The 24,244-nt window shown below is 49.9% G+C and carries 21 protein-coding genes; 9 read left to right on the forward strand and 12 right to left on the reverse strand.

Translation table 11 applies throughout. The annotated features are described in order from the left end of the window. Positions 1-441: 441 nt before the first annotated feature. Positions 442-1,527, forward strand: a complete 1,086-nt coding sequence (locus EL262_RS09125; protein ID WP_025836866.1) for a hypothetical protein — start codon at positions 442-444, stop codon at positions 1,525-1,527. 98 nt (positions 1,528-1,625) lie between these two features. Next, on the forward strand, positions 1,626-2,480 hold the full coding sequence (locus EL262_RS09130; protein WP_036853284.1) for a VanW family protein: 855 nt from the start codon (positions 1,626-1,628) through the stop codon (positions 2,478-2,480). 164 nt (positions 2,481-2,644) lie between these two features. On the opposite strand, the gene EL262_RS09135 is transcribed toward EL262_RS09130, so the two are convergent. The 5 genes from EL262_RS09135 to EL262_RS09155 form a co-directional block, all read right to left on the reverse strand. After that, positions 2,645-4,585 carry a RecQ family ATP-dependent DNA helicase gene (locus tag EL262_RS09135; protein ID WP_025836870.1) on the reverse strand — a complete coding sequence of 647 codons (1,941 nt, stop codon included), beginning with the start codon at positions 4,583-4,585 and terminating at the stop codon, positions 2,645-2,647. Between the two features lie 36 nt (positions 4,586-4,621). Further along, complete coding sequence (gene recJ, locus EL262_RS09140) at positions 4,622-6,352, reverse strand: single-stranded-DNA-specific exonuclease RecJ (RefSeq protein ID WP_025836872.1); 1,731 nt, start codon at positions 6,350-6,352, stop codon at positions 4,622-4,624. Positions 6,353-6,621: 269 nt separating this feature from the next. After that, a complete protein-coding gene (locus EL262_RS09145) occupies positions 6,622-7,422 on the reverse strand; it encodes a ribonuclease III family protein (RefSeq protein ID WP_078735503.1) in 801 nt (266 codons plus the stop codon). Positions 7,423-7,445: 23 nt separating this feature from the next. Further along, positions 7,446-8,702, reverse strand: a complete 1,257-nt coding sequence (fabF, locus tag EL262_RS09150; protein WP_025836876.1) for a beta-ketoacyl-ACP synthase II — start codon at positions 8,700-8,702, stop codon at positions 7,446-7,448. Positions 8,703-8,871: 169 nt separating this feature from the next. Next, a complete protein-coding gene (locus tag EL262_RS09155; protein ID WP_025836878.1) occupies positions 8,872-9,114 on the reverse strand; it encodes an acyl carrier protein in 243 nt (80 codons plus the stop codon). 169 nt (positions 9,115-9,283) lie between these two features. On the opposite strand from EL262_RS09155, the gene purN reads away from it, so the two are divergent. After that, positions 9,284-9,874, forward strand: coding sequence for a phosphoribosylglycinamide formyltransferase (gene purN / locus EL262_RS09160; RefSeq protein ID WP_036853285.1), 591 nt, complete (start codon positions 9,284-9,286; stop codon positions 9,872-9,874). A gap of 209 nt (positions 9,875-10,083) precedes the next feature. On the opposite strand, the gene EL262_RS09165 is transcribed toward purN, so the two are convergent. Both EL262_RS09165 and gyrB read right to left on the reverse strand, forming a co-directional pair. Beyond that, positions 10,084-11,889: a membrane dipeptidase gene (locus EL262_RS09165; RefSeq protein ID WP_126464417.1), complete on the reverse strand. Its 1,806-nt coding sequence runs from the start codon at positions 11,887-11,889 to the stop codon at positions 10,084-10,086. A gap of 140 nt (positions 11,890-12,029) precedes the next feature. After that, entirely contained in the window at positions 12,030-13,985 is a 1,956-nt protein-coding gene (gene gyrB, locus EL262_RS09170) for a DNA topoisomerase (ATP-hydrolyzing) subunit B (RefSeq protein ID WP_025836882.1), read from the reverse strand. A gap of 229 nt (positions 13,986-14,214) precedes the next feature. Between gyrB and EL262_RS09175 the strand changes: the two genes are divergently transcribed. Then, positions 14,215-14,526, forward strand: coding sequence for a hypothetical protein (locus EL262_RS09175; RefSeq protein ID WP_025836884.1), 312 nt, complete (start codon positions 14,215-14,217; stop codon positions 14,524-14,526). Positions 14,527-14,617: 91 nt separating this feature from the next. Here EL262_RS09175 and EL262_RS09180 read toward each other — a convergent pair whose 3' ends face one another. Continuing rightward, complete coding sequence (locus tag EL262_RS09180) at positions 14,618-15,130, reverse strand: (deoxy)nucleoside triphosphate pyrophosphohydrolase (protein ID WP_338047371.1); 513 nt, start codon at positions 15,128-15,130, stop codon at positions 14,618-14,620. A 418-nt stretch (positions 15,131-15,548) separates the two neighbouring features. Between EL262_RS09180 and EL262_RS09185 the strand changes: the two genes are divergently transcribed. The 4 genes from EL262_RS09185 to EL262_RS10080 all read left to right on the forward strand — a co-directional run bounded on the left by EL262_RS09185 (position 15,549) and on the right by EL262_RS10080 (position 20,062). Then, positions 15,549-17,957 (forward strand): TonB-dependent receptor, encoded by a 2,409-nt coding sequence (locus EL262_RS09185; RefSeq protein WP_025836889.1) that lies wholly within the window; start codon positions 15,549-15,551, stop codon positions 17,955-17,957. A gap of 15 nt (positions 17,958-17,972) precedes the next feature. Beyond that, positions 17,973-19,046 (forward strand): DUF4249 domain-containing protein, encoded by a 1,074-nt coding sequence (locus tag EL262_RS09190; RefSeq protein WP_159100484.1) that lies wholly within the window; start codon positions 17,973-17,975, stop codon positions 19,044-19,046. 148 nt (positions 19,047-19,194) lie between these two features. Further along, on the forward strand, positions 19,195-19,866 hold the full coding sequence (locus EL262_RS09195; RefSeq protein WP_025836891.1) for a class I SAM-dependent methyltransferase: 672 nt from the start codon (positions 19,195-19,197) through the stop codon (positions 19,864-19,866). Positions 19,867-19,894: 28 nt separating this feature from the next. Next, positions 19,895-20,062, forward strand: a complete 168-nt coding sequence (locus tag EL262_RS10080) for a hypothetical protein (protein ID WP_159100485.1) — start codon at positions 19,895-19,897, stop codon at positions 20,060-20,062. Positions 20,063-20,429: 367 nt separating this feature from the next. On the opposite strand, the gene EL262_RS09200 is transcribed toward EL262_RS10080, so the two are convergent. The 3 genes from EL262_RS09200 to EL262_RS09210 all read right to left on the reverse strand — a co-directional run bounded on the left by EL262_RS09200 (position 20,430) and on the right by EL262_RS09210 (position 21,818). Beyond that, positions 20,430-21,110 (reverse strand): porin family protein, encoded by a 681-nt coding sequence (locus tag EL262_RS09200; RefSeq protein ID WP_159442716.1) that lies wholly within the window; start codon positions 21,108-21,110, stop codon positions 20,430-20,432. Positions 21,111-21,387: 277 nt separating this feature from the next. Next, positions 21,388-21,585, reverse strand: coding sequence for a hypothetical protein (locus EL262_RS09205; protein WP_025836897.1), 198 nt, complete (start codon positions 21,583-21,585; stop codon positions 21,388-21,390). 53 nt (positions 21,586-21,638) lie between these two features. Next, positions 21,639-21,818, reverse strand: a complete 180-nt coding sequence (locus tag EL262_RS09210) for a hypothetical protein (RefSeq protein ID WP_126464418.1) — start codon at positions 21,816-21,818, stop codon at positions 21,639-21,641. 130 nt (positions 21,819-21,948) lie between these two features. Here EL262_RS09210 and EL262_RS09215 point away from each other — a divergent pair, with 130 nt between their 5' ends. Next, positions 21,949-22,476 (forward strand): GNAT family N-acetyltransferase, encoded by a 528-nt coding sequence (locus EL262_RS09215; protein ID WP_078735506.1) that lies wholly within the window; start codon positions 21,949-21,951, stop codon positions 22,474-22,476. A 69-nt stretch (positions 22,477-22,545) separates the two neighbouring features. Here the strand turns inward: EL262_RS09215 and EL262_RS09220 are convergent, their stop codons facing one another. Then, positions 22,546-24,066, reverse strand: a complete 1,521-nt coding sequence (locus EL262_RS09220) for a GH3 auxin-responsive promoter family protein (RefSeq protein ID WP_025836902.1) — start codon at positions 24,064-24,066, stop codon at positions 22,546-22,548. Positions 24,067-24,244 lie beyond the last annotated feature (178 nt).

Consider the following 24,244-nt stretch of genomic DNA (forward strand, 5'->3'; position numbering starts at 1 on the left):
GGTAATACAAATACACTGATAACATCACAAAAATGTGGTTGGTCCACATGATGTTGATAACACACTCTCTTTTTCATGAATGGAGCCCCTCATGGGGGCACTTAGGTTTTTTAGGTTAGGATTATTAATTGGTAAGAAGTGAAGAGGAGGCTGAGATCCGAAAGATCAAGGCCTCCTTTTCTATTTTTGTGGGTGGACGAATTTTGCTTTTAAGATAAATTATTATATTTGAAGTGGTTTTTGCCGTTCATCAAAGTTTGAAAGGCAATAGAGTGGGGAGCATTTTCGAAGGAGGGATGTCACAGAACCGAAATATATCTGCGTTGTAGTAAAAAGGACTTCTTCAACCTTGTCGGAGTCTTTGGCTTTGTCTATATCTGTATTCGGAGGATCTTCTACCGCCATGTTGGGACTGTAAACACAATAAGTAAATATGATATTATGAAAAAAGACTATTTGAGAGCAGGGCTACTTGTCCTATTGGTTTTACTCATCGTCTCCTGCGGTGGAACCAAAAAGAGTGCTGAAACTACCTCTGAAACCACTGTCGAACACCCTTTGGGGGAAACATTGGTTGAGGAGTCGAAGCAGGTCGAAACATTTACGGAAGATACAGTCGCACTCGCCCTCGCAGAGCAAGAGATTGACGCACTTCGTAAGACAATATTGGACAATCTGCGATCATGGGGGAATGATGTCGATTACGAAAAACTTATTCCTGAATATAATGACCTCATCGAGCAGAATAAGAGAAGACTGCCATTCAAATTTGCAGTGGGCTCTACTGATAAAAATCGGGCAAAGGTGATCTGGGTGGAGGATGATCAAAACGTACAAGTGAAGCCATCTGACTTTACACATTGTATCATTGCAGGTAAGGTTTTTGAGGTAAAGTTCATCCGTAAGCAAGAGGGTAAAGAGTCAGAGGATGGTGAATACAGTGTCGATAATGAGGAGGGCTATCTGTACGAAATCACAGGTGGTAAGATCGTCCCCGGAGATACAGGAGCTACTGTTTTGATGTGTTCGAAAGAGTTCGTGTCTGCTCATACATTCATCCCAACAAAGTATGAGAGTGGCTCACATGAAGATACTCCGCCCCAATATACGGACGGTCAGCTCAGGGATTTGGAGCTGATCAAGACTGCTATCAAGCAACGATACGAGCAAGGCATCGAGACCTTCTCGGTGAGATCGGTTTCCGAGGATGGTAAGATTCGCTCGTATTCTCTCATGATCAATATGAAATCTCCTGTTGTGCTTGGTCTTACAGTCATATCTGATGATGGCAAGCTTCTCTTTGGGGAAGACTTTGCTGTAAAAGATGAGATGTCGACTTGGCGTACCGGAGATGGGGGGCATTATGAAGGGCATTCCCTGATATTTGCTTTTAGAGATAAGGGCGGTACGTTGAATTTATTCTTCATAAGCCAAGGGCCTGAGGGAGCCAACTATTTTACGATGTACCAACGAGGAGACAGACTGATCCAACGTGCATATATGGCCAGTGAAAGCTACTCTTACTGATATGTGCCAATACAAAGGAGGATATCGGGGCGTGCAAGTGAAGTGCTTTGGTCAGATATTGATGGCTGTTCTATGTTACTATGGATAACGAATAGATAATGAAAATAGATTTTGTCGAAAAGCCTCTGATGAGGTCCCCATGGCGACGTCGCCTCGGGCGTGAGTATTATATCCTCAAGCGTAAGATGAGGGATATCTTGGGTGGGACCAAGTGGGCCAAGAGGCGAAGAGTGACGACCACATTTTATCCCATCAAGGAGCACTCCTCGATGATCCTCCGTCCGCTCAAGGATGTGGAGATGTATCTGCAAGAGAATAAGCGTACAAATCTGAAGTTGGCCATCAAGCATCTCAATGGGATCATGATACGCCCGGGTGAGACCTTTTCGGTATGGCATAAGGTCGGCAGACCTACGGCCTCCAAGGGCTATCTCGAAGGTCTCGTCCTTCATCAGGGACAAGTGACGAAAGGGGTAGGGGGAGGGCTTTGTCAGCTCGGCAATCTCCTCTTTTGGATGTTTGCACACACGCCGTTACGCATCACCGAGCGTCACCGCCACAGCTTCGATGTCTTTCCTGATGTCAACCGCAATGTCCCCTTTGGCGCAGGAGCAACACTTTCTTATAATTACATCGACCTACGTGTGTATAATCCCACCGAGAAGACCTATCTCGTCGAGCTGTGGACCGATGAGACACATCTTCACGGTCGTGTCAGTGCCGATGTCCCTCAGCAAGAGAGCTATCGCATCGAAGAGAGAGACCACAGAGTCGTCACCCAATACTGGGGAGGTTACACGCGTCACAACCGTATCGTACAAGTGATCAAACATCCTGACGGTCGGGAGCACGAACAACTCTTGGTCGAAAATCATGCGATCATGATGTACAACCCCATGCTCTCTCCTCCTGCCAATGCGGAGTTTGAGACGAATGCTGCACCGAGGGACTGAACGAGAATACGAAGCTCTGTGAATACCTTTGTGTAGATAGAAGTGATAATATCGACGGTCTCCGAGATTGTATATTATCGTCTGATGTAGCACTTAGTCATGGAGACAAGGAAGCCCGCTGCAACATTGCCATCAAAGGTGCAGCGGGCTTTTCCGTTTGTGTACTATGTGAGCGCAATCTCTCCCTCTTTTACCCAAGAGATGGGAGCATACTCGGAGATGAAGAAGTCGATCGCTTCCTTTATGTGTGTGGTGGGGATATCGAGTGTGGTCGAGACTTCTTTGACAGACACCGTGGTTATCCCCTGCTTGTGGAGGTCACTCAGGTAGCTCTCTATGATATCGATCGTGCGGTAGGACAAGGCCTTGGGGGTGTGCCGACGACAGTAGTCACAGAGTCCGCAGGGTTTAGGATCTGTCTCTCCGAAGTACTCCATCAATGTCAGCACACGACATTTGTCATCACTTTTGAGATAGTCCAGCATACATTCGAGCCGCTCCTTTTCGCTGTTGTATCGGCGTTCGTAGATCTCTTCGGTGAGGTAGATCCGAGACTTGGGAAGGCGGTCGAGTGTGTACCGGATATAGGTCGAACGCTTGCCCGGGACATAGTCGATGACCTTCCATCGGCTGAGGTCTATGAGTGCCTTGTAGATGACTTCGGCAGAGAGCCCGGTGCGTTGGGATATGAGGCTCTCATCTATGAATGCATAGTCTGTAAATACTCCCGTGTAGCTTCTCAATATCGCTTCGATGATGTCTTCGTAGACGGGTTGGTCATGCTCAAAGAGATTGTAAAGACTATTGCGTGAGACAAGGAAAATCAGCCTCGACGAAAACTCCTTGTCCTCCATATAGTCGATAAATCCTCCGATTGTCAGCAGTGAAAGTGCCGATAGGACTTGGAAGGCTTGGAACTTGAATACGTGGCAAAACTTAAATAGATTGAACTCATACAATTGTCCCTGTCCTGATCCTTCGGCAATCTCGAAGAAGTTGCCCAACGCCTCATAGATCCTCCGTACAGTGTCCTTGGAGGGGTAGCTGTTGGCCAGACGCTTGTACATATTTCGCTCATCCTCATTGGGATTGAAGAGGAGCACTGCAAACGAAGGTTTATTGTCGCGACCTGCTCGTCCTGCTTCCTGATAGTAGTTTTCGGGCGAGGTCGGGATGTCCGGATGTACGACAAGGCGGACATCGTTTTTGTCTATCCCCATCCCGAAAGCATTGGTACAGACCATCACACGGATGTCTCCCTTCTGCCACTCGTTTTGTTTCCGAGCCTTGACCTCCGAACTCAGTCCTGCGTGATAGTAGTCCGCCGAGATCCCTGCATCTTTCAGTAGAGCGGCATACTCGGCTGTGCGCTTGCGACTGCGGGTATAGACGAGAGCACTTCCGGCGACATTGTTGATGATGTGTATGAGTTCACGAGGTTTGTCCGCCGTTTCTCGTACGACATAGGAGAGGGCTTTGCGGTAGAAGCTGCGTTTGAATAGCTTCCGATCCTCTCCGAAGCTCAGTCTGTCCATGATGTCTCGGACGACGAGTGGAGGTGCTGTCGCTGTAAGTGCGAGCACGGGTACATCGGGAATGAATTTCCTGAAGTCCGATATAGCCAAGTAAGAGGGACGAAAGTCATAACCCCACTGACTGACACAGTGGCTCTCATCGACGACGACAAAAGATATGTCGAGCATCGAGAGGCGTTTGAGGAAGGTCTCGTTGGCCAACCGTTCGGGTGATACATAGAGGAACTTGTAGTCGCCGTATGTGCAGTTGTCGAGTACTGTGAGAGATTGTCTCCGTGATAGTCCGCTATGGAGATAGGCTGCTTTCAGGTTGAGAGACTTGAGGGTATCTACCTGATCTTTCATCAAAGCGATGAGAGGGGTGATGACGATACAGAGGCCTTCGCACAAGAGTGCAGGCACCTGAAAAGTGATTGACTTCCCTCCACCTGTGGGCATCAATGCAAGTGTGTCATGACCTGCAAGAATGGATGCAATGACTTCCTCCTGCATAGGGCGGAAGGTGTCGTAACCCCAATAGGTACGTAAGATGTCTACCGGTGTGAGGGATGTGTTGTACTTCAGAGCCATGGCGGAGAGTTCTTGGTACAAGTCAGGGCGCAGGCTTTACTGCTGCTCGGGTACGTGGATGTCGATGATGATGAGCTGTACCATCTTTTTGCCCATGCTGTTGTGCTCTTCGATATTGTAGAGGATATCGAACTCTTGTCCCTTTGAGAGGGCTGCGAGGGCATCGGACTGATTGTAAGCGAAGGCTTGGAAGAAAGGCATCTCTCCCGGCATGCTGACGACCATCTTGAGGTGGTTCTTCTTGCGCCCCATGACACGTGGTGGGGTCACGCAGACAACGCCCCTGGTGCAGAAGATCGGTTTCTCATTGCCGGGGCCGAACGGAGCCATCTTCTTGAGCTGTCGGCGAAGCATCGGTGTGATCTCTTTGAGTGAGAGCTCGGCATCGACACGATGGCGAGGAGTGAAAGACTCCATCGAGAATGTACTGTCTGCCTTTTCGTTCATCATCTTGATGAACTTGTGGAGGTTTGATTTCTTGATCGTCATACCTGCGGCATAAGGGTGACCGCCAAAATTTTCGAGGATGTCCTTACAACTCTCGATGCAGGTATAGATGTCAAAGCCCTCGGACGAACGCGCCGAACCACAGACCAAGCCTTCGGTCGTGTCCGTGAGGACGATAGTGGGGCGGTTGTACTTCTCTGACAAGCGTGAAGCCACAATGCCGATCACCCCTTTGAACCACGCAGGGTCATACACGATGATGACCTTTCGGTCTTCGATATCTGTGAAGCTCTCGACGATGTTCTTTGCTTCGTGGGTGATCTCCCTGTCGAGTTCACGACGTTTGTTGTTGTACTCATCGATGTGGTGGCTCATCGCCTTCGCTTCTTTCGGTGTGCGTGCCAAGAGCAAGTCTACCGACTCGCGCCCGCTCTGCATCCGTCCGGACGCATTGATACGAGGCCCGATCTTGAAGGTGATGTCGGAGATGTCCAACTCCTTCGATCTCAGACCGCTTACCTCGATGATCCCTTTGAGCCCTATGGCAGGGTTTTGGTTGAGGTTGCGCAGACCATGGTAGGCCAAGATACGGTTTTCGCCCACGAGAGGGACGATGTCCGCTGCTATGCTCACCGCCACAAGGTCGAGGAGGTCGTAGAGGCTACGCATATCCGACCCGTTGCTGATCGCAAAGGCCTGCATGAGCTTGAATCCCACCCCACAGCCCGATAGCTCATCGAATGGATAAGTCGAGTCGGGCAACTTCGCGTTGAGGAGGGCGACAGCAGTCGGTAATACATCATCCGGTACGTGGTGGTCACAGATGATGAAGTCGATACCTAACGAAGCCGCATAGGCGACCTTGTTGACCGCCTTGATACCGCAGTCCAAAGCAATGATGAGCGTAAAGCCGTTGCGGTGCGCATAGTCCACCCCCTGTGTGGAGATACCGCTCCCCTCGGCATAACGGTCAGGGATGTAGTAGTCGATGTTGGCAGTGACTTGGCGCAGATACTTGTAGACGAGGGTGACAGCCGTGGTGCCATCGACGTCATAGTCCCCATAGATGAGGATCTTCTCCTTGTTCCCGATCGCTTTGTTGATACGTTTGATGGCCTTGTGCATATCGTTCATGAGGAACGGATCATGCAGGTCGCTCAGTTTCGGCTCAAGGTAATTGCGCAGGTGCTGTGGAGAGTCTATCCCTCTCTGAACCAATATGTCGGCCACGACAGGTAGGAGCTTGTGACGACTTCTCAGTTCGTTGGCAAGCTCTTTTTCCTCTTTTGTCAGAGTCGATATGTCCCACTCGTGGCTCATAGTTCTTTGGCGTATCTCGTGTCCCTACCGCTATTGTACGTCGATAGGCTGGCTTCAAATATACAAAAAAGAAATGATTCGTCATGTCTCTTTTTGACACAGAAGAGCGTAAATAGGCTTCTCTGTATCGTCTGTCATTTGCCAAAATTGAGCTTGATGCTCCCTTAAAAAAATAAACTGCACCACAGACCGTGGGTTACGGTTGTGCAGTGCAGTGATGCTGACTGGCAGATGCTTTGTGGAGATCTTGCCTTTTCGGGAGGGGCGGATTAGTTGCCTCTCGACTTGACCTTGGCGTACTTTTTTAGGATCTCGGGGTGTTTCTTCAGGAGGCGGAGGGCATCCTTTGCTGCATTTTGGTGGGAGATCTTCTTTGTCGTACCCGCTCCCATGGCGATAGCTCGACGATCACTGCCGATGAGGATCTCGCTGCGGTGCACAAGCCCGAAAGAGGGATCGTTGACGGCATCGATGTAGTTGAACTCGAAGTCGATCTTCTGCTGCTGCATGAGGATGATGAACTCCGTCTTGTAGTCTTCCTCCTTTGCCGACACACGTTCCATATTCTTTTTGCTCACGATGATGTGACTCCGGACGAACATCTGTGCGAAGTCGAACCCCTTGTCCAAGAAAATCGCTCCCACGAGGGCTTCGAGAGTGTTGCCAAGGGTGTCAGAGTGCTTGAGGTTGAGACTCCCCGAGGCTCTTAGCATGGTGTCGAGGTGGAGCTTCGTGGCTATTGTGTTGAGGTTCGATCGGCTGACGATCTGTGCTCTGAGGGTGGTCAGTGCGCCCTCGTCGTCGTTCTCATACATATCGTAGAGGAGGTGTCCGACGACACAAGAGATGACAGAGTCTCCGAGAAATTCGAGGCGTTCGTTGTTCATCCTGCGAGATGCACCGGGGTAAGAGCGGTGTGTGAACGCCCGACGGTAAAGATCCAAGTTCTGCGTGGGGCAGCCCAATAACTGCTGAACAAAGCGGTGCAGATCATGATCTGCACCGCCTTTTCTACTGCCTCCAAATAAGCTCCTTAATATCTGTCCTAATGATGATTTCAAGAAGTGCATTATTTATTTGGGTGTTACTTCTATTACTCTTTTACTTTCTTGAAGATGACGCTGGCATTGTGACCACCGAAACCGAAAGTATTGGAGATGGCTGCATTCACAGGACGCTCTTGCTTCTTGTTGAATGTGAAGTTGAGCTTGTAGTCGATCTCAGGATCTTGGTCATCATCAGCATGATTGATCGTAGGAGGTACGACGTCGTTCTTCACGGCAAGGACTGTGATCAGTGCTTCTATCGCTCCGGCAGCTCCGAGGAGGTGACCGGTCATAGACTTGGTGCTACTGATGTTGAGATTGTATGCGTGATCACCGAAGACCGCTTGGATCGCTTTGACCTCAGAGATGTCACCCACGGGGGTAGATGTACCATGAACGTTGATGTAGTCGATCTGTTCGGGTGTCATCTCTGCATCTTCGAGCGCATTGCGCATGACGAGCTTTGCACCGAGACCTTCGGGGTGCGATGCAGTGAGGTGGTGTGCATCAGCAGACATACCTGCACCTGCGAGTTCGGCATAGATCTTTGCGCCACGAGCCTTGGCGTGCTCATACTCTTCGAGGATGAGAGCCGCACCACCTTCGCCCATCACGAAGCCATCACGACTTGCGCTGAAAGGACGAGAAGCACCCTGTGGGTCATCGTTGCGTGTGGAGAGGGCATTCATGGCATTGAAACCACCCAATCCGGAGATGGTGATTGCAGCTTCTGCACCACCGGCGATGATGATGTTGGCCTTGCCGAGACGGATGAGGTTGAAGCCATCGGCGATGGCATTTGTGCCTGAAGCACATGCTGATACCGTAGCATAGTTAGGGCCTCTGAATCCGTACTTCATGGAGATGTGACCCGCAGCGATGTCTGCGATCATCTTTGGGATGAAGAAGGGGCTGAAGCGTGGTCCTCTCTCAGGATCGTATGCCATCGTCTCCTCTTCGAAAGTCTTGAGACCACCGATCCCTGCGCCGAAGACGACACCGACACGGTTGCAATCCAACTTCTCAGGGTCAAGACCTGCGTCATTGACAGCCTCTTCGGCAGCCACAAGTCCGAACATACTATATCTGTCGTATGTACGAGCCTGCTTGCGATCGAAGTGTGCATTGGGATCGAAGTCCTTGACCTCACAAGCGAACTGTGTCTTGAACGTAGATGCATCGACGAGGGTCACAGGACCTGCTCCGCTCTTCCCTTCAAGGAGAGCTTTCCATGTATCTTCAACGTTGTTTCCGAGAGGGCTGATGGTCCCCAAGCCGGTCACAACGACTCTTTTAAGTTCCATAAGGTTATTGTATAAAAGATGAAACAAACCAAAAACGGCAAACCCACACTATCTAAGAACTATACAGTGACTGGGTTTGCCGTTTCTTTTCTGACAAAGACTCATGTCTATGTGGATGAGTTCTCAATCATTAAATCGTCCTTTGTCTTACGACCGAAAGACTATGCTATTACTTTAGGTTAGCCTCGATGTAGTTAATAGCGTCGCCTACAGTCTGGATGTTTTGAGCTTCTGTGTCAGGGATGTTCAAGTTGAACTGCTTTTCAAATTCCATGATCAACTCTACAGTATCCAAAGAGTCTGCGCCAAGGTCTGCTGTGAAGTTTGCTTCAGGAGTGATAGCGCTTTCTTCACGACCAAGCTTGTCCACGATAATTTTCTTTACAGTAGCTTCAATTTCTGAACGGTTCATAATTGTAGTTTGTTTGGTTAGTTATTACTTATAGATTATTCTTTTTCTATTACTTTTGTAGGCAAAAGTAGTCATTATTTTAACGATAATACTACTCTCACCCTGCAAAAATACTATATTTCTGCACATGGTGTATATTTGTGTGCATTTTTAACTCTTATTAAAGATTATGAAGTTGGCTATTTTCGCTTCGGGAAGTGGTTCGAATGCCGAAGCTATTGTCAGGTATTTGCATGATAACCAGCCTGAAAAAGGCATTCGGGTGGCTTGTGTCATCACGAATAAGGCAGATGCTTATGTCCTTGATCGGGCAAAGAGACTCGGGATCCCGGCACTGTATCTGACGTCGGATCAACTCAAGTCCCAGGAGACACTGCTGCCTATATTGAGAGAGTACGGAGTCAGTCACATTGTCTTGGCCGGTTATCTGGCATTGATACCGAAATTCTTACTCGAAGCCTTCCCTCAGAGGATCGTCAACATCCATCCCGCCCTTCTACCCAAATATGGAGGCAAGGGGATGTATGGTATGCACGTGCATGAGACGGTCAAGGCAGCAGGAGAGTCTGAGACGGGTATCACGATCCATGTCATCGACGAGGAGTACGACAGGGGGACGACTCTTTTTCAAGCACATACGAAGGTCTCTCCCGAAGATACACCGGAAGATATAGCACAGAAGGTACACGTGCTTGAGCACCGATATTTCCCCGAGGTCATTGCCTGTTGGGTGCTGGGTGATCCACAGCCGGAGCTTTGATGTCTCCAATAGCTTGAGGATCATAAGATTGACCCCTCTTGGTGGCATCTTTACGAGAGTCTCACGAAAAAGGTCATAGGAGGCGAGCAAAAAAGTCCAGGGACTTGATGTCATAAGTCGTATACTTTGACAAATCAAGTCCCTGGACTTTTTTGTTCTCTTTTCTAAGTGTCGGCGGTGCTTGTCGGAGTGTGGGCTTTGAGGTCGCCTTACTTGAGGTTGGAGACCAACTGTGGTTCTACCGCACGGAGGACACGGAGCACGTTCTCGCCCCACATCTTGCGGATGTCGCTGTCACTGAAGCCTCGCCGAACAAGCTCTATCGTCAGGCGGATGATGTGCGAAGCATCTCTACATCCGATGACTTCGCCATCGCCATCAAAGTCTGTCCCTATCCCCACATGATCTGCCCCCACGAGGTTGTGGGCATGGACGATATGATCCACAAAGTCGAGGAGAGATGCTCGGTCGGAGTCTTTCGATACGAACCCTTTGTACATGCACATCTGGATGAGTCCCCCCGTACCGGCTATGGCACGGATCTCATCATCCGTGAGGTTGCGAGGGTGATCGCAGAGGGCACGGCAGGAGGAGTGCGAAGCGATGACGGGGGCTTCGGTGATCGAGAGGACATCCTTCACGGTGCTACTGCCTGCGTGGGAGAGGTCCACGAGGATGCCGAGGCGGTTCATCTCTCTGATCACTTCACGCCCGAAGTCGCTGAGACCACCGTGCGTATTTTGGCTCTTCGAAGCTGAGTCGCAGATATCGTTGTCTCCGTTGTGACAGAGGGTGATGTAGCGCACGCCTTTTCGGGCATAGTGTGCGAGTCGGGAGAGGTCACGAGCGATGGGGTAGCCATTCTCTATCCCCTTCATGATACTCTTTCGTCCCTGCTGTTTATTGGTGATCAAGTCCTCCGACACGACAGCAACGACAGCCCCTTCGCTTGTCTTTGACATCACTTCATCGATGGCATCGAGGGTGCGCTCGGTGTAGTCGTAAGCCCTTTTGTATCCCTCTTCGTCGAGAGCACCCTGAGGGATATAAGCCACCATGAACGATGTGTCAAGTCCGCCATCCTTCATACGTGGCAAGTCGACAAGTGCCCGATCTGCTCGTCGGGTGAAGTCATAATCCTCTTTGCCCGAAAAGATCATTGGTGTGTCACAATGTGTGTCGACCGTCAGCATCGAAGCGTGGAGCTTGCGAGCCTTGCGGTAGAGGCATCCTTCGCCGACGATGAAGTCGAAGAGTTTGGTATGAGGTTCGGAGCCATGACAAGCAAGTGCCTCGGGGTGCCATTGGACACCGAGGATGTTGTGTTCGGGGTAGTAGTCCACACCTTCGATGACCCCATCGGGAGCGGTTGCCGTGATGGTGGCGCAGGGTGGAAGATCGGAGACGGCTTGGTGGTGAAACGAATTGACCATCACTTCGTCCGCTCCGAGGACTTCCTTCAGGCGTCCTTCGGGATGGACACTCACACTGTGCCAAAGCTCGTAGCGTGTGGCCGGCTGGTTGTGTCCGATGACATTCCCCTTTTCGCTCGGCAGGTCTTGGTAGATCTTGCCACCGAGGACGACATTGACGAGTTGCATCCCACGACATATCGCCAGCATCGGGATGGAGAAGCGCAGTGCCGCATGGATGATCGTCAGGTCGAAGAAGTCCTTGTGGGTATTCGCCCGACCCATGTGGGGAGATGGTGCTGCATCGAACCATGCAGGCATAAGGTCTCCTCCGCCTGACATGATGACGGCATCGCACCTCGACACGCACTCGGTAATGACCTTCGGATCGGTGCTGAAGGGGATGATCATCGGTATGCCACCTGCTCGGCGTACACTCTCTATATAAGTGTCCGTAAGAGTATTTTCATCCTCGTGGTGGTTCGACGAGATGCCGATGACAGGGGTGTCACGCCAGTCTATCTCTTGGTCAAGGACAAGGTCTCGGACTTCTTTGAGCGAAAAACGAATCTCCGAGAGTGGTGTGGTGTTGCTTATCGTCATGGGGTCGGTAGTGTTTGGCTTTTGTGATAAAACGAGATGAGGAAGATCATCCGGGGCAAAGGGAGTCTGTCGGCCTCCACAAAGCACTTTCGGATCATCTTCCTCATCCCTTGAAGTTGTATGCGCTCTATCGTCTGTCGTTAGGCATCGATGCGAGCATAGTTGGCGTTGTCTGTGATAAAGTCCCTACGAGGAGCCACATCTTCGCCCATAAGCATCGAGAAGATACGGTCAGCCTCGGCAGCGTTGTCGATGGTGACTTGTTTGAGGTAACGTTGCTCGGGATCCATGGTCGTCTCCCATAGCTGGTCGTCGTCCATTTCACCGAGACCTTTGTAACGCTGAGTCACGACCTGTCCCTCATTGCCGGCTGCGTACTTTTCGATGAATGCCTGACGGTCGGCATCGGTCCAGCAGTACTCCTTGACATCCCCCTTACGGCACTGGTAGAGAGGAGGAGTGGCGAGGTAGATATAACCCTGCTCGATGAGGACACGCATATGACGGAAGAAGAAGGTCAGGATCAGCGTCGCGATGTGTGCACCGTCGACGTCGGCATCCGTCATGATGATGACCTTGTGGTATCTCAACTTCGCAATGTTAAGTGCCTTGGGGTCCTCTTCTGTGCCTATTGTCACGCCGAGGGCTGTGTACATCGCACGGATTTCCTCGTTTTCGAGGACCTTATGGTGCATCGCTTTCTCTACGTTGAGGATCTTACCACGGAGAGGCAAGATGGCTTGGAACATGGAGTCACGCCCCTTCTTTGCCGTACCACCCGCAGAGTCTCCCTCGACGAGGAATATCTCGCACTTCTCAGGGTCACGGCTACGGCAGTCGGAAAGTTTGCCGGGAAGCCCTCCGCCAAACATGGGGCCTTTGCGTTGGACCATATCGCGAGCTTTGCGAGCGGCAATACGAGCCTTCGCTGCGAGTACCACCTTGTCGACGATAAATCGTGCTTCCTTGGGATGCTCTTCGAGGTAGTCTGCGAGGATCTCTCCCACAGCAGTGTCCACCGCTCCGGAGACTTCTGAGTTACCGAGCTTGGTCTTTGTCTGTCCTTCGAATTGTGGTTCTGCCACCTTGATGGAGATCACAGCGGTAAGCCCCTCACGGAAGTCATCGCCGGAGACCTCTATCTTCTCCTTCTCAAGGATCTTTGAGTCCTCTGCATACTTCTTCAGCGTACGGGTGAGTGCTCTGCGGAAGCCCGCAAGGTGCGTACCACCTTCGATGGTGTTGATATTGTTGACGTACGAATATACGTTTTCGTTGTACGACGTGTTGTAGGTCATAGCCACCTCGACAGGGATCCCCTGACGCTCGGTCACGATGTGGATGACATCGTCGATGAGAGGCTCTTTGCTCGCATCGAGGTAGGTGACAAACTCTCTAAGCCCCTCTTCCGAGTAGAACACGGTAGTCTTGGGGTTGCCCTCCTCGTCTCTCGTGCGATAGTCGGTAAGGGTAAGGCGAACACCCGCATTGAGGAATGCGAGTTCGCGCATTCGGTCTGCAAGGATCTTGTACTGATACTCGGTGACGGTGAAGATAGATGCGTCGGGCTTGAATGTGATCGATGTCCCCGTACGGTCGGTGTTACCGATGATATTGACTTCTGTCTGAGGGATACCCTTCGAATACTCTTGGGCATAGATCTTACCATCACGATAGACCTCTGCACGAAGGTGGGTGGACAGTGCGTTGACACACGACACACCGACACCGTGGAGACCTCCGGAGACCTTGTACGATCCCTTGTCGAACTTACCCCCTGCGTGAAGTACGGTGAGGACGACCTCCAGAGCCGACTTACCCTGCTTCTCGTGGATGTCGACAGGGATACCACGACCGTCGTCATGGACGGAGATCGAGTTGTCCTCGTTGATCTCGACGACAATGTTCTTACCGAACCCCGCCATCGCTTCGTCGATGGAGTTGTCCAAGACCTCATAGACAAGGTGGTGAAGCCCCTTTTCGCTGATGTCGCCGATGTACATCGCAGGGCGCATACGTACAGCCTCAAGTCCCTCTAAGACCGTGATATTGGATGAGTCATAGTGAGCTTTTTGCTCCAAGATTTCTTCGCTCATAAAACGTGTTTGCTAAGTAAACTTATCGGCGATCCCAATACATGGATGACGGTATCACCGATCTTGCACAATAATAAGCAAAGATAGAGATTTTTTCTCACTTTTTGTGTGCCGTTTTGAGGTGTTTTTATTCCGATTTTCATCGTTTTCGGGGCGTTTGGGCAAATACTTTTTGCATTAAAGTTTTTTATTTGTATTATTGGGCTGTAATAACCTTAAAAATCAAATTATGGATCAAGCAAGACAAACAAAAACCATCAAGAGACCTTGGATAAGGAACTGTTGGGATGTTCAGGATCTCATCGTCTTTTCGTTCATCCTGGTGATAGCGTTGTTTCATAAACAATTAGATTTTAATCCGATCAGAGCTCTATTGGGCTTTGTCTCCGTGGCATTTTATGTGGCTGCGCGAGTCTCTTATGTTTTGAAGAAAAAGAACGACAAACTCTTCCGCAACATCGCCACCCTTTTCTTGATTGCTGCTGCATTCTACAGGTACCTGGTACTGGGGGTAGAGTTCATCGTCGATCTCTTCAAATAATCCGAGTCTGAAACGACATAAATACCATGGCCGATGGTAGGTGGGGGCTGTGTCATAAGTAACTCTTGTGTCACAGCCTTTTTATTTACCTCTATTGTAAGGTTTCTTCGTGGACTTGAAGGTGGGCGACCACTTCGACATCGGCAGGAAGCCATGTCAGAGAGGAGAGTTCCGAAGCCTTTAGTTTGCGTATGGCTTTGTGTTCCGAGAGCTTGGGCGCACCCTCTGACAGGGTGCAGAGGTAACAGTGCATCGTAAGGTGAAAGGTCGGGTAGTCGTACTCTACGGTGCAGAGTTTGTCCCCGACTGTAATGAGGACATCCAGTTCTTCGTGGATTTCTCGCACGAGAGCTTCTTGGGGAGTCTCTCCGGCTTCGATCTTTCCGCCCGGAAACTCCCAATACCCATCCCAATCGCCGCCCTTTCGTTGTGTGGCGAGGTAAGTGTCTCCGTCTGTGATGACGGCTGCGACTACTTCTATCCTTTTCATACGCTGTTTGTGTCTTTGTAAAGCCTTACGAAGTTCGCCAAAAAATGACGACTGCCCAAGTCTCCTCCAGTCCCATTTATCCTGCTCATCACCTACGGTATGTCTGTTCGGCATCGACTTTTTCTGCTCAGACGACAGAATGTATTCTGATGCCTGACAGAATGCTTTCTGACCCACGACAGAAAACATTCTGTCAGGCTACAAAGATCCGCCATTCGTTTACGATCACTGACCTGAGGCTCCGGGGGGCTTTCAGCTCTTTCTGAAAGGACAGTCAAAAGACCTGCTGTGCAAGGTATTGGTTCATTGGGGATTATTCAAGTGTAAATGAAATGAAAACATTGGTTCTTTCACAATCTGCAGGCGAGGCTCCTTTGCCTAAAATCTCTGCTTTGCCCTCTTGGAGAAGACTCCGGTCTATTTATACAGGCAGAGCAACGTGAACGATATTTTGTGATATCTTTGCGACGAATATTGGACAACCTAAGCCAATTTTCTATGAAAACGTTACATAAACTATTTTAATGTTCAGATGAAACCACATCATCTCATTTGGGCACTTTTGTGCACGTGGCTACCTGCGGTGGCCTTCTCTCAGACCGCTACGATCAGCGGATATGTCTCTGATGCCACGAGTGGCGAGACCCTCATTGGCGCGAATGTCTACATAAAAGACGGGAAGCAGGGGACAGCCTCGAATAACTTCGGATTTTATTCCCTCAAGGTGCCCACTGGGGAGGTACATCTCCGTGTCAACTATGTGGGCTACCTCGTGATGGATACGACCCTTGTCGTGACCAAGAATACCCGCCTCAACATCAAGCTCCGAGAAGCCTCCACGGCACTCAGAGAGGTGACCATCGTCGGCAACCGCCAGTCTGAGGTCAAGGGGATGGAGACAGGACGTCTCAAGATGAGCATGGAGGATCTCAGTCGTACACCCACACTCTTCGGAGAGACTGACCTCATCAAGTATGCCCAGCTCATGCCCGGGGTGGCGAGAGGCCAAGAGGGATTTTCGGGGCTTATCGTCAGAGGTGGCAATCAGGACGAAAATCTCTACCTCGTCGATGGTAACCCGATGTACAACATCAATCACCTCTTCGGGCTCTTTTCGACCTTCAATCCTGATGCGATCAAGACCTCGAACCTCTACAAGGGAAGCTTCCCTGCACGTTTCGGTGGTCGTCTGAGCTCGGTGCTCGATGTCCGCATGAAGGACGGCGACATGGAGAAGTTTTCCGGTACTGCTTCCATCGGACTTATCTCCAGTCGTCTCAACTTCGAAGGTCCACTCAACAAGGGCAAGACCTCTTTCAATGTCTCTCTCCGCCGTACCTACCTCGACTTGCTCATGGGCGCAGCATTTTATTTCATCAACAAGAGTAACAGAGAGAGTGCGACAGAAGACAGATTCTCCGAGGACAAACCCGGGTACCACTTCTATGATGTGAATGTGAAGGTGAACCACAAGTTTGACGATCGTAACCGCTTGTTCCTGAGTCTCTATATGGGCAATGACGTCTTCGACTTCAGGAGCAAAGACTTTTCGACAGACAAGAAACTCCTGCTCAACGAAAACAGAGCCGGTGCAAGATGGGGCAGCAAGCTGGCCTCTCTCGGGTGGACTCATGTCTTTTCGGACAACCTCTTCGCCAATACCAACTTGTATTTCGGTGAGTATGGGTCTGCCATTTCGGCACTCGATCGTCAGTACAGTTGGACAAAAAATGGAGAAAGAGTCCTGACCTACGGCTTTGAGTACGACATCAAGAGCGGTATACGTGACTTCGGTATCAGATCGGACTTTGACTGGACACCTTCAAACAGTCACTATGTCCGATTTGGAGGTAACCTTATCCGACACATCTTCCGTCCGAACATAGAGACGAGAGATCTATCCGGACAGGAGATCGACGAGGATATGAAAAATGCCATCAAATCCAATCCTAAAGATCCTATCTCTGCCAATGAATTGTCTCTGTATGCAGAGGACGAGATCAGTTGGAACGACCGCTTTTCTACCAACATAGGTGTGCATGCTTCGATCATCGGTGTGGAGGGCAAACAGTATTACAGCGTACAACCAAGACTGTCGGCAAGGTATGCCTTCCTCCCCAACTTGAGCGTCAAGGCCTCATACGCAGAGATGAGTCAGTATGTCCACCTCTTGCAGACGACCATAATCTCTCTCCCTACCGATATGTGGGTGCCGGTGACAAAGAAGATCCGACCATTGCACTCGCGACAGACTTCGGCAGGTATATATTGGGACAACGGTACCTATGAGGCATCGATGGAGGCTTACTACAAGAGTCTCAATCATCTCATTGCTTACAAGGATGGTGCTTCGGTCTTCGTCACCGATGTGGACTGGCAGGAGCGTGTGGCGATAGGCAGTGGCAGGGCTTATGGATTCGAGTGGCTGTTGAAGAAGACTCGTGGGACGTTTACAGGTTGGGTGGCTTATACCCTCTCTTGGGCTGACCGTATCTTCAAGGGAGGAGAGGTCAATAGAGGTCTGAGATTTCCGGACAAGTATGACAACCGCCACAAGCTCAATATCGTCGGCATGTACCGCCTTGGTAAAAATATCGAACTGTCGGCAGCTTGGACTTTCGCTTCGGGCAATAGGATGACGATCCAGCAAGAGCAGTACATCGACATCAATCATAAAGTCACTCCGTTTATCAACCAGCGCAACAATTACAGAATGCCTGACTATCATCGTCTTGATCTCGGACTGAACATCTACAGACCCAAGAAGAATGGTCGTATGGGTATATGGAACATAAGTGTCTACAATGCTTATATGAAACACAATTCCTTCTTGGTCAATCTCGAAGAGCATACATCGAAGGATCAGCAGATTCGAAACGTCATCTACTCAGTGGCGGCTTTCCCCATCATCCCTTCGATCTCTTACACGTACAAATTCTAACCAATCCACATGACAATGAAGCGAATACTTATATACTTGGCAATGACTTTGCCTTTCATCCTCTCCGGGTGTATGGAGATGAATAAATATCTCGAAATAGACAGCTCTTTTCGCGCCGAACCCTTGTTGGTCGTCAATGGAGAAGTGATTGCAGATGAATTTCCTCGACTTTATATCTCCAAGACCTTGCCCGTAAATATCCCATATTATCGAGGTAAGAAACATGAGGCCTTCGGCGTACAAGAGGCTGTGATAAAGTGCTATATCAATGAAAAACTGGTCGATCAGCAGACGGTGCTCAGAGAGAGAAACACCAACCCCAATGAAAATGGGGGATACAACCGAAACGACATAGAATGCCTCTATGTCGCAAAGGTCAAGCCTCAGGCAGGTGATCATGTCAGGTTTGAGGTGTCTTCTCGAGGGTTGAATCCTGTGACCACCGAAGTCCGTCTGCCTATCGCTCCAAAGTTCACGATAGAGAAGCTGGAGAAAACGGAAGCTCCTATGAACATCTTTTATCCTCAAAAGAGAAATCACCGACAACACACCGTGTTGAAGATGCGTGTGAAGGTGGAAAAGGCCCCCGAAAATCCTAATGTCTCCGTAGCGGTAGGTTTTTATGGCATTTCGGACAGACAGAGAGATTCTGAGCAATACCAAAGACGTCAACTACGTGTGGCGGATGACTTGATCTTTTCCAGAGATGCGGTGAGTCTGAGCAGGTTCTTCAATAGGTATATCTTCACCTACCAAGACGGATACAGACATCCGTATTTCTCCACCGCTCAGATGAGTGAGGATAGTTATATCATCGCTCTTACCGGAAATATACATTACCATCATAGCGATAGCAAGGAGGATATCAAAAATAAGCTCGTCATGAATGTCATGGATACATTTTACGATGAGTGGGCAAAGATGAGGTACGGCTTGGGAGACATCGGCTCGGGAGAAGACGATGAGACGGATATGACAGAAGGCACTGTATCTCCTCTTTCAGAACCCATACTCGACATTACGAATGTCCGTGGAGGCAGGGGTATCGTTTTGGGTTATACGAGGGTCGAGATTGTGGTTGTCGAATGATGATACTCTATCCCTCAAAAGGGCATCGGGTATTTCACTTTTCAAGGGTGAGATACCCGATTCTTTTATTTTATGCCCTTATTTGATAGGAAATTAACAAACAATAGGTATTTCATCAGAAGTATATGCTGTGTAGCTTTGTGGTGTCATGAAGAAGGCAAAACAACACCCCTCTCCATACCATAAAAATGTAGACAGGTATGATGATGTCATCACGGGACGTCGGTGGTGGTCGAGGTTGTACATGCACTCCTTTTGGGGCGTGGATGACAATGCCATCGCAGAAGAGGTACTGGCCAAGATCCCGGATGACTTTTCGGGGCATTTGCTGGACATCCCCGTAGGGACAGCGGTCTTTACGTGCGAGAAATACAAACGTATGTCGCATACTCGGATCACAGGTGTGGACTATGCCGAACCCATGCTGGAGATCGCCCGAAGTCGCAAGGAGGCTCACGGACTGGAGCTACTCACACTTTCGCAGGGAGATGCCACATCTTTGGCCTATGCCGATGGGACCTTCGACGGTGTCTTGACGATGAACGGCATCCATGCTTTCCCCGACAAGCAACGAGCTCTTAGTGAGATGGCAAGGGTGCTCAAATCAGGTGGGCGGCTCTACGGATGCACCTATGTGACGGGACAACGCCCGATGGCGGATCTGCTTGTGCGTCTGGTGCTGGACAAGACCGGTTTGTTTGCACCTTCTCATTACACTCTCGAAAGCCTTCGAGACGAATTGGAAGCGATCTTCGGGACTGTGATCTCACTGACGCACCACCGATCGATAGCGATCTTTGAGTGCCGGAAGACGAAATAAGTTTTACGTTATAATAAAAGACAAAGCTATGAGCATCACAAATCTAATCGACTATGACAACATAACCATAGTACAAGGAGTCAATGGTATACGTCTCTGTGAAGAGACATGGATGAAAGAACGAGACATTCACGTCGATGTATCTCAGTACGTCAACATCGTAGGTGAGGAGACCTCTTCTACCGACGAGCGTTGAGATAGAGAGGATATACACGTCCGTTCTCGCGCTTCTGACATCCTTTTTAAGCTCTTGGGTGCATGTCTTGTATTCAATAAGCCTCAAGAGTTGAGTGTTTTTTTAGTATATTCTGTGAAGAGAGGAAGGACACTCCGAGTAGATCGATACTCAGGAGTGTCCTTCCTGCTTTTTGTCATTTGCTTGTCGGTGTCTGCTTTGGGGAAGGGAGATGGGCTGATAAGCAAGACGCTCCCACGGAGTCTGCCTCTTTGGCTACGAGATAAATAACCTCAATCAGACAAGCAAAAACAGCCATGGCAACAGTATGCCATGGCTGTTTCGAGACGAGTCAGAGACTATGTGGATTTATCCTTATCCTTTCGGATCAGAAGGCATAGCCGATGCTAAGTGTGATGTTCCTTAGATGCACAGAGCCTGTCGAGTACTGTGCCAAGGGGTATAAGAGTCCGAACTGTGAATTGAGGGACAGTCTGAATCGCTTCGAGATGTCGGTGTCGACACTCAGCACGATACCGACGTTCTGACGCTGGAAGGCATCGAAGAAGTATTGAGCGTTCTGGGCAGGCATCTTGCCCTGAGTCACCTTGAAAGGCTCGACCCTCATGGTGCCCGGATCCTGATCTGCTTTCAGATTGTCGGTCGTCAAGAGCCCATAACCGCCCACACCGTACGCCACATACATCCCTGCACGAGGGGTGATGGCGAACTCATCCCCCAGTCGTAGCGCATAGCCCATGGATAGTGGTACTTCGACATAGTCCAAGTGGAACTCATATCGGTTGATGATCCCATTCCACTGTTGCATCTCGGGTTTGTCGAGGGTCGCCCCTTTGTTGACATAGTTGAGCTCTCCGTGTAGCACAAACCCGCTACCAAACCTATACTCTCCGAACACCCCTGCGGTGTAAGAGACCATCCCGCTGTGCTCGGCTTTGGAGAGCGCATCCGAATGCCCTATCCCCACGTGAATCCCTTTGCGCCACTGTCCCCATGCCGTGTTGAAGGTCGTCAGTGCCAAAATAAAAATGAATACGTACTTTTTCATAGTTGTGAATGTTGTTACTTGTGCGACTTGGAGGCCATAACGACTGCAAAGCCCTCTTTTTTCGGATCTTGGCAATCGGTTTGATTTTAGGCAAACGAAATTACACATTCCCTTCAATTTGGGCAATAGGTGGTCGGCGAAGGATACAAAAAAAGATCGTAAGACTTGTTTCATCAAATCATACGATCTGCGTTGTCAAGTCATACGACTTGTTTTGTCGTGTCCTTTGACCTTGTCTCGTGGCAGTGGACAGAGAGGGGGCAGGTGCTCTGACTCTTTAGTACAGCTTCCTTCTTGGGAAGATCAAGTCGATCACAAAGAGAACCACCGTCGCAATGACGACCGTAAGGGTGTGCTCCACGAACAAGTTGTGCCCGATGATGAGCCCCACCACAAGAAGTACACAGAGGAAGCCAATCGTAGCGATGGCCGCACTCCAAATCCTTTCGCGTACAGAAACTTTCTTTTTGCCCATAATAAAAAGATGTGTATTAGTTGAGATTAAAGGATAAGACGGTATGTGCGTGTTTACTTCCTTCGTTCGATCCGTGCGAGTATCAGGATGATGACGGAGAGGACGATGAGGACGAATGCTATACCCATCTTGGCTGCGTAGCTCGGAGAGGCGATCTCATCCTTCCCCGACATGGCGACGAGGAGTATCGCCAATGCGCAGACATAGGGCAGGTAAGGGATATATTTTCTCATATCTTTGTCGTTCAAAAGATTAGACATAGATCGCTTTATCTCAAATATAGCAATTACTTGTGATACTCTCATGCCCCACCACACATATTTCTTCCCAAACCTTTATATTTGTGAACAAACAACCAAACTTATGACCACTACGACCCCAACCCAACCGGCACAACTCACGATCCGAAAAGCGACACTCAAGGATCTCCCTTCCATCATGCCCATATACGACAAGGCTAAGGTGCTCATGCGCCGTGCAGGCAACCCTCATCAGTGGAACAGTGATTACCCCTCCATCGGGCTTATCGAAGAAGACATCCGAGAAGGGTATTGCCACGTGTGTCTCACGCCTGATGGGCGAGTGTGTGGCACTTTTTGGTTCGGCATCATCGAAGAGCCTACCTACACATATATAGAAGATGGGGCGTGGCTTCATGATCGTCCTTATGGGGTCATCCATCGCCTGGCTTCGGACGGGGAGGTGAAGGGGCTTGGTCGTCAGGTCTTTGAGTGGGCACTTGCACAGTATCCGAACATAAGGGTCGACACGCATAGGGACAACCATGTGATGCAACACATCGTCACCTCTCTCGGCTTTGAGTACTGTGGGATCATTTATGTTGCAGACGGTTCGCCAAGACTCGCTTATCAGAGGGACGATGACCGATGAGAGATATCCCTTGAGGAGGAAGCAAATAAAAACATCCCGATCCATAGTCGAATTGGATCGGGATGTTTTTTATTTCTGTCCGTCAGAGAGTTCAATGAGGCGACGGATGATGCTGTCGTCCTTGGAGAGTCGGGGCACCTTGTGCTGTCCTCCCAGTTTGCCATGCTCCTTCATCCATCCGAAGAATGTCCCCTCCCGGACCACAGTGACAAGGGGTGGCCGGAGTGAGATGTCTTTGTAACGCTTCGCCTCGTAGTCTGAGTTGAGGGCTTTGAGTCCTTCATCCAAGAGTGATGCAAAGCGTGCGATGTCTTTCGGCTCTTCCTCAAACTCCACCACCCAGTGGTGATAGCCTTTGCCCTCTTCGGTCAGAAATACCGGTCCTGCCGAATACTCTCTGAGTCTTGCTCCACTCTCCTTGGCGGCATGATCGAGAGCCTTATCGGCATTCGCCACCATGAGTTCTTCGCCAAAGGCATTGATGAAGCTCTTCGTGCGCCCCGTGATGACGAATTTGTACGGTGCTGTCGATGTGAACCTCACAGTGTCGCCTATGATGTAGCGGTAAAGCCCACCGAGGGTGGAGATGACCATGGCATAGTTGATCCCTTGGGAGACTTTGTGGAGTGGGATGGCATTTGTGAGATCGCTTTCGTCAAAGACATCCATCGGGATGAACTCATAGTACACCCCATAGTCGAGCATGAGTAGCATCGAGCTGTCCGAAGGATCGTCCTGAATACCGAAGAACCCCTCCGAAGCGTTGTACGTCTCCATGTACTTTACCCCCTCACCCAGCACTCGTCGGTACTCGTCCCGGTAAGGGTCGAAGGCTATCCCACCGTGGAAGAAGACTTCGAGGTCAGGCCAAAGCTCCTTTGCGGTCTTTGCACCGGCCTTACGCATCGCCTCTTTGACGATGACGAGCATCCACGAAGGGACGCCCGAGAGGGTCGCGATGTCGGCACGCACGAGGGCATCGGAAGTGCGGTCGAGCTTCTCCTCCCATTCTTCGAGCAGAGCGACTTCTATACTCGGTACTCTCAGACTGCGTGCCCAGACGGGAAACTTGCTCACGAGCACTGCAGAGAGGTCGCCTGCTTTGATGAATCTTCCGTAGCTCCCCTTCGACAAGCTCCCGGAAAGTGCAAAACTCTTGTGCGAAAGGACTTTCGTCTCGGGATTGTTACGGACGAAAAGGGAGAGGACATCCTTGCCTCCCCGGAAGTGACAACGTGAAAGATGTGTCGGAGGTACCGGGATATACTTGCTCTTCGCGTTTGTCGTACCACTGCTCTTGGCAAACCACTCCGTACGCTCTCCACAGAGCACTCTTTGTTCGCCGGCCAGCATACGCTCGACATAAGGCGCGAGATCCTCGTACATCACAATGGGAAGGCGTTCGGCATAGGTCGAGTAGCCGATACGATCCGTGATGCCATGCTTGCGACCATACTCGGTGCGTGCCAGCATACGTGTGATCTCTCGGAGCTGACGAGCCTGTATCTCCATCGCATGGGTTGCATAGCCGGCGATCTGACTCGGACGCTTGCGATACAGCAGGGTATAGAGTGAAGTAAGGGTATCCATGTCGGTGCACTGTTTGTCTATTTGTTGGCGGAAATGAATTGTTCAGATGCGAAAATAACGATTGTCTCCGAGGATTACAATCTAAAAGTCTGTGTCGCTAATCTTTTTATTGTATTTTGAGATAATTCTAAATAGAAGTCTAAGAATAAGTATCCATAAAGTAAGGTTTAATTTATCT

It is taken from the genome of Porphyromonas cangingivalis (assembly GCF_900638305.1).
Taxonomy (GTDB): Bacteria; Bacteroidota; Bacteroidia; order Bacteroidales; family Porphyromonadaceae; genus Porphyromonas_A; species Porphyromonas_A cangingivalis.

What these genes read in the sequence shown, in the direction of transcription:
- EL262_RS09175 (WP_025836884.1), top strand. Translation starts at nt 14,215, where the DNA reads ATGGATCAAGCAAGACAAACAAAAACCATCAAGAGACCTTGGATAAGG.
- EL262_RS09190 (WP_159100484.1), top strand. Translation starts at nt 17,973, where the DNA reads ATGAAGCGAATACTTATATACTTGGCAATGACTTTGCCTTTCATCCTC.
- EL262_RS09215 (WP_078735506.1), top strand. Translation starts at nt 21,949, where the DNA reads ATGACCACTACGACCCCAACCCAACCGGCACAACTCACGATCCGAAAA.
- EL262_RS09135 (WP_025836870.1), bottom strand. Translation starts at nt 4,585, where the DNA reads ATGGCTCTGAAGTACAACACATCCCTCACACCGGTAGACATCTTACGT.
- fabF (WP_025836876.1), bottom strand. Translation starts at nt 8,702, where the DNA reads ATGGAACTTAAAAGAGTCGTTGTGACCGGCTTGGGGACCATCAGCCCT.
- EL262_RS09200 (WP_159442716.1), bottom strand. Translation starts at nt 21,110, where the DNA reads ATGAAAAAGTACGTATTCATTTTTATTTTGGCACTGACGACCTTCAAC.
- EL262_RS09185 (WP_025836889.1), top strand. Translation starts at nt 15,549, where the DNA reads ATGAAACCACATCATCTCATTTGGGCACTTTTGTGCACGTGGCTACCT.
- EL262_RS09125 (WP_025836866.1), top strand. Translation starts at nt 442, where the DNA reads ATGAAAAAAGACTATTTGAGAGCAGGGCTACTTGTCCTATTGGTTTTA.
- EL262_RS09210 (WP_126464418.1), bottom strand. Translation starts at nt 21,818, where the DNA reads ATGAGAAAATATATCCCTTACCTGCCCTATGTCTGCGCATTGGCGATA.
- EL262_RS09180 (WP_338047371.1), bottom strand. Translation starts at nt 15,130, where the DNA reads ATGCCGAACAGACATACCGTAGGTGATGAGCAGGATAAATGGGACTGG.
- EL262_RS09165 (WP_126464417.1), bottom strand. Translation starts at nt 11,889, where the DNA reads ATGACGATAAGCAACACCACACCACTCTCGGAGATTCGTTTTTCGCTC.
- EL262_RS09155 (WP_025836878.1), bottom strand. Translation starts at nt 9,114, where the DNA reads ATGAACCGTTCAGAAATTGAAGCTACTGTAAAGAAAATTATCGTGGAC.
- EL262_RS09220 (WP_025836902.1), bottom strand. Translation starts at nt 24,066, where the DNA reads ATGGATACCCTTACTTCACTCTATACCCTGCTGTATCGCAAGCGTCCG.
- EL262_RS09205 (WP_025836897.1), bottom strand. Translation starts at nt 21,585, where the DNA reads ATGGGCAAAAAGAAAGTTTCTGTACGCGAAAGGATTTGGAGTGCGGCC.
- purN (WP_036853285.1), top strand. Translation starts at nt 9,284, where the DNA reads ATGAAGTTGGCTATTTTCGCTTCGGGAAGTGGTTCGAATGCCGAAGCT.
- EL262_RS09195 (WP_025836891.1), top strand. Translation starts at nt 19,195, where the DNA reads ATGAAGAAGGCAAAACAACACCCCTCTCCATACCATAAAAATGTAGAC.
- EL262_RS09145 (WP_078735503.1), bottom strand. Translation starts at nt 7,422, where the DNA reads ATGCACTTCTTGAAATCATCATTAGGACAGATATTAAGGAGCTTATTT.
- recJ (WP_025836872.1), bottom strand. Translation starts at nt 6,352, where the DNA reads ATGAGCCACGAGTGGGACATATCGACTCTGACAAAAGAGGAAAAAGAG.
- gyrB (WP_025836882.1), bottom strand. Translation starts at nt 13,985, where the DNA reads ATGAGCGAAGAAATCTTGGAGCAAAAAGCTCACTATGACTCATCCAAT.
- EL262_RS10080 (WP_159100485.1), top strand. Translation starts at nt 19,895, where the DNA reads ATGAGCATCACAAATCTAATCGACTATGACAACATAACCATAGTACAA.
- EL262_RS09130 (WP_036853284.1), top strand. Translation starts at nt 1,626, where the DNA reads ATGAAAATAGATTTTGTCGAAAAGCCTCTGATGAGGTCCCCATGGCGA.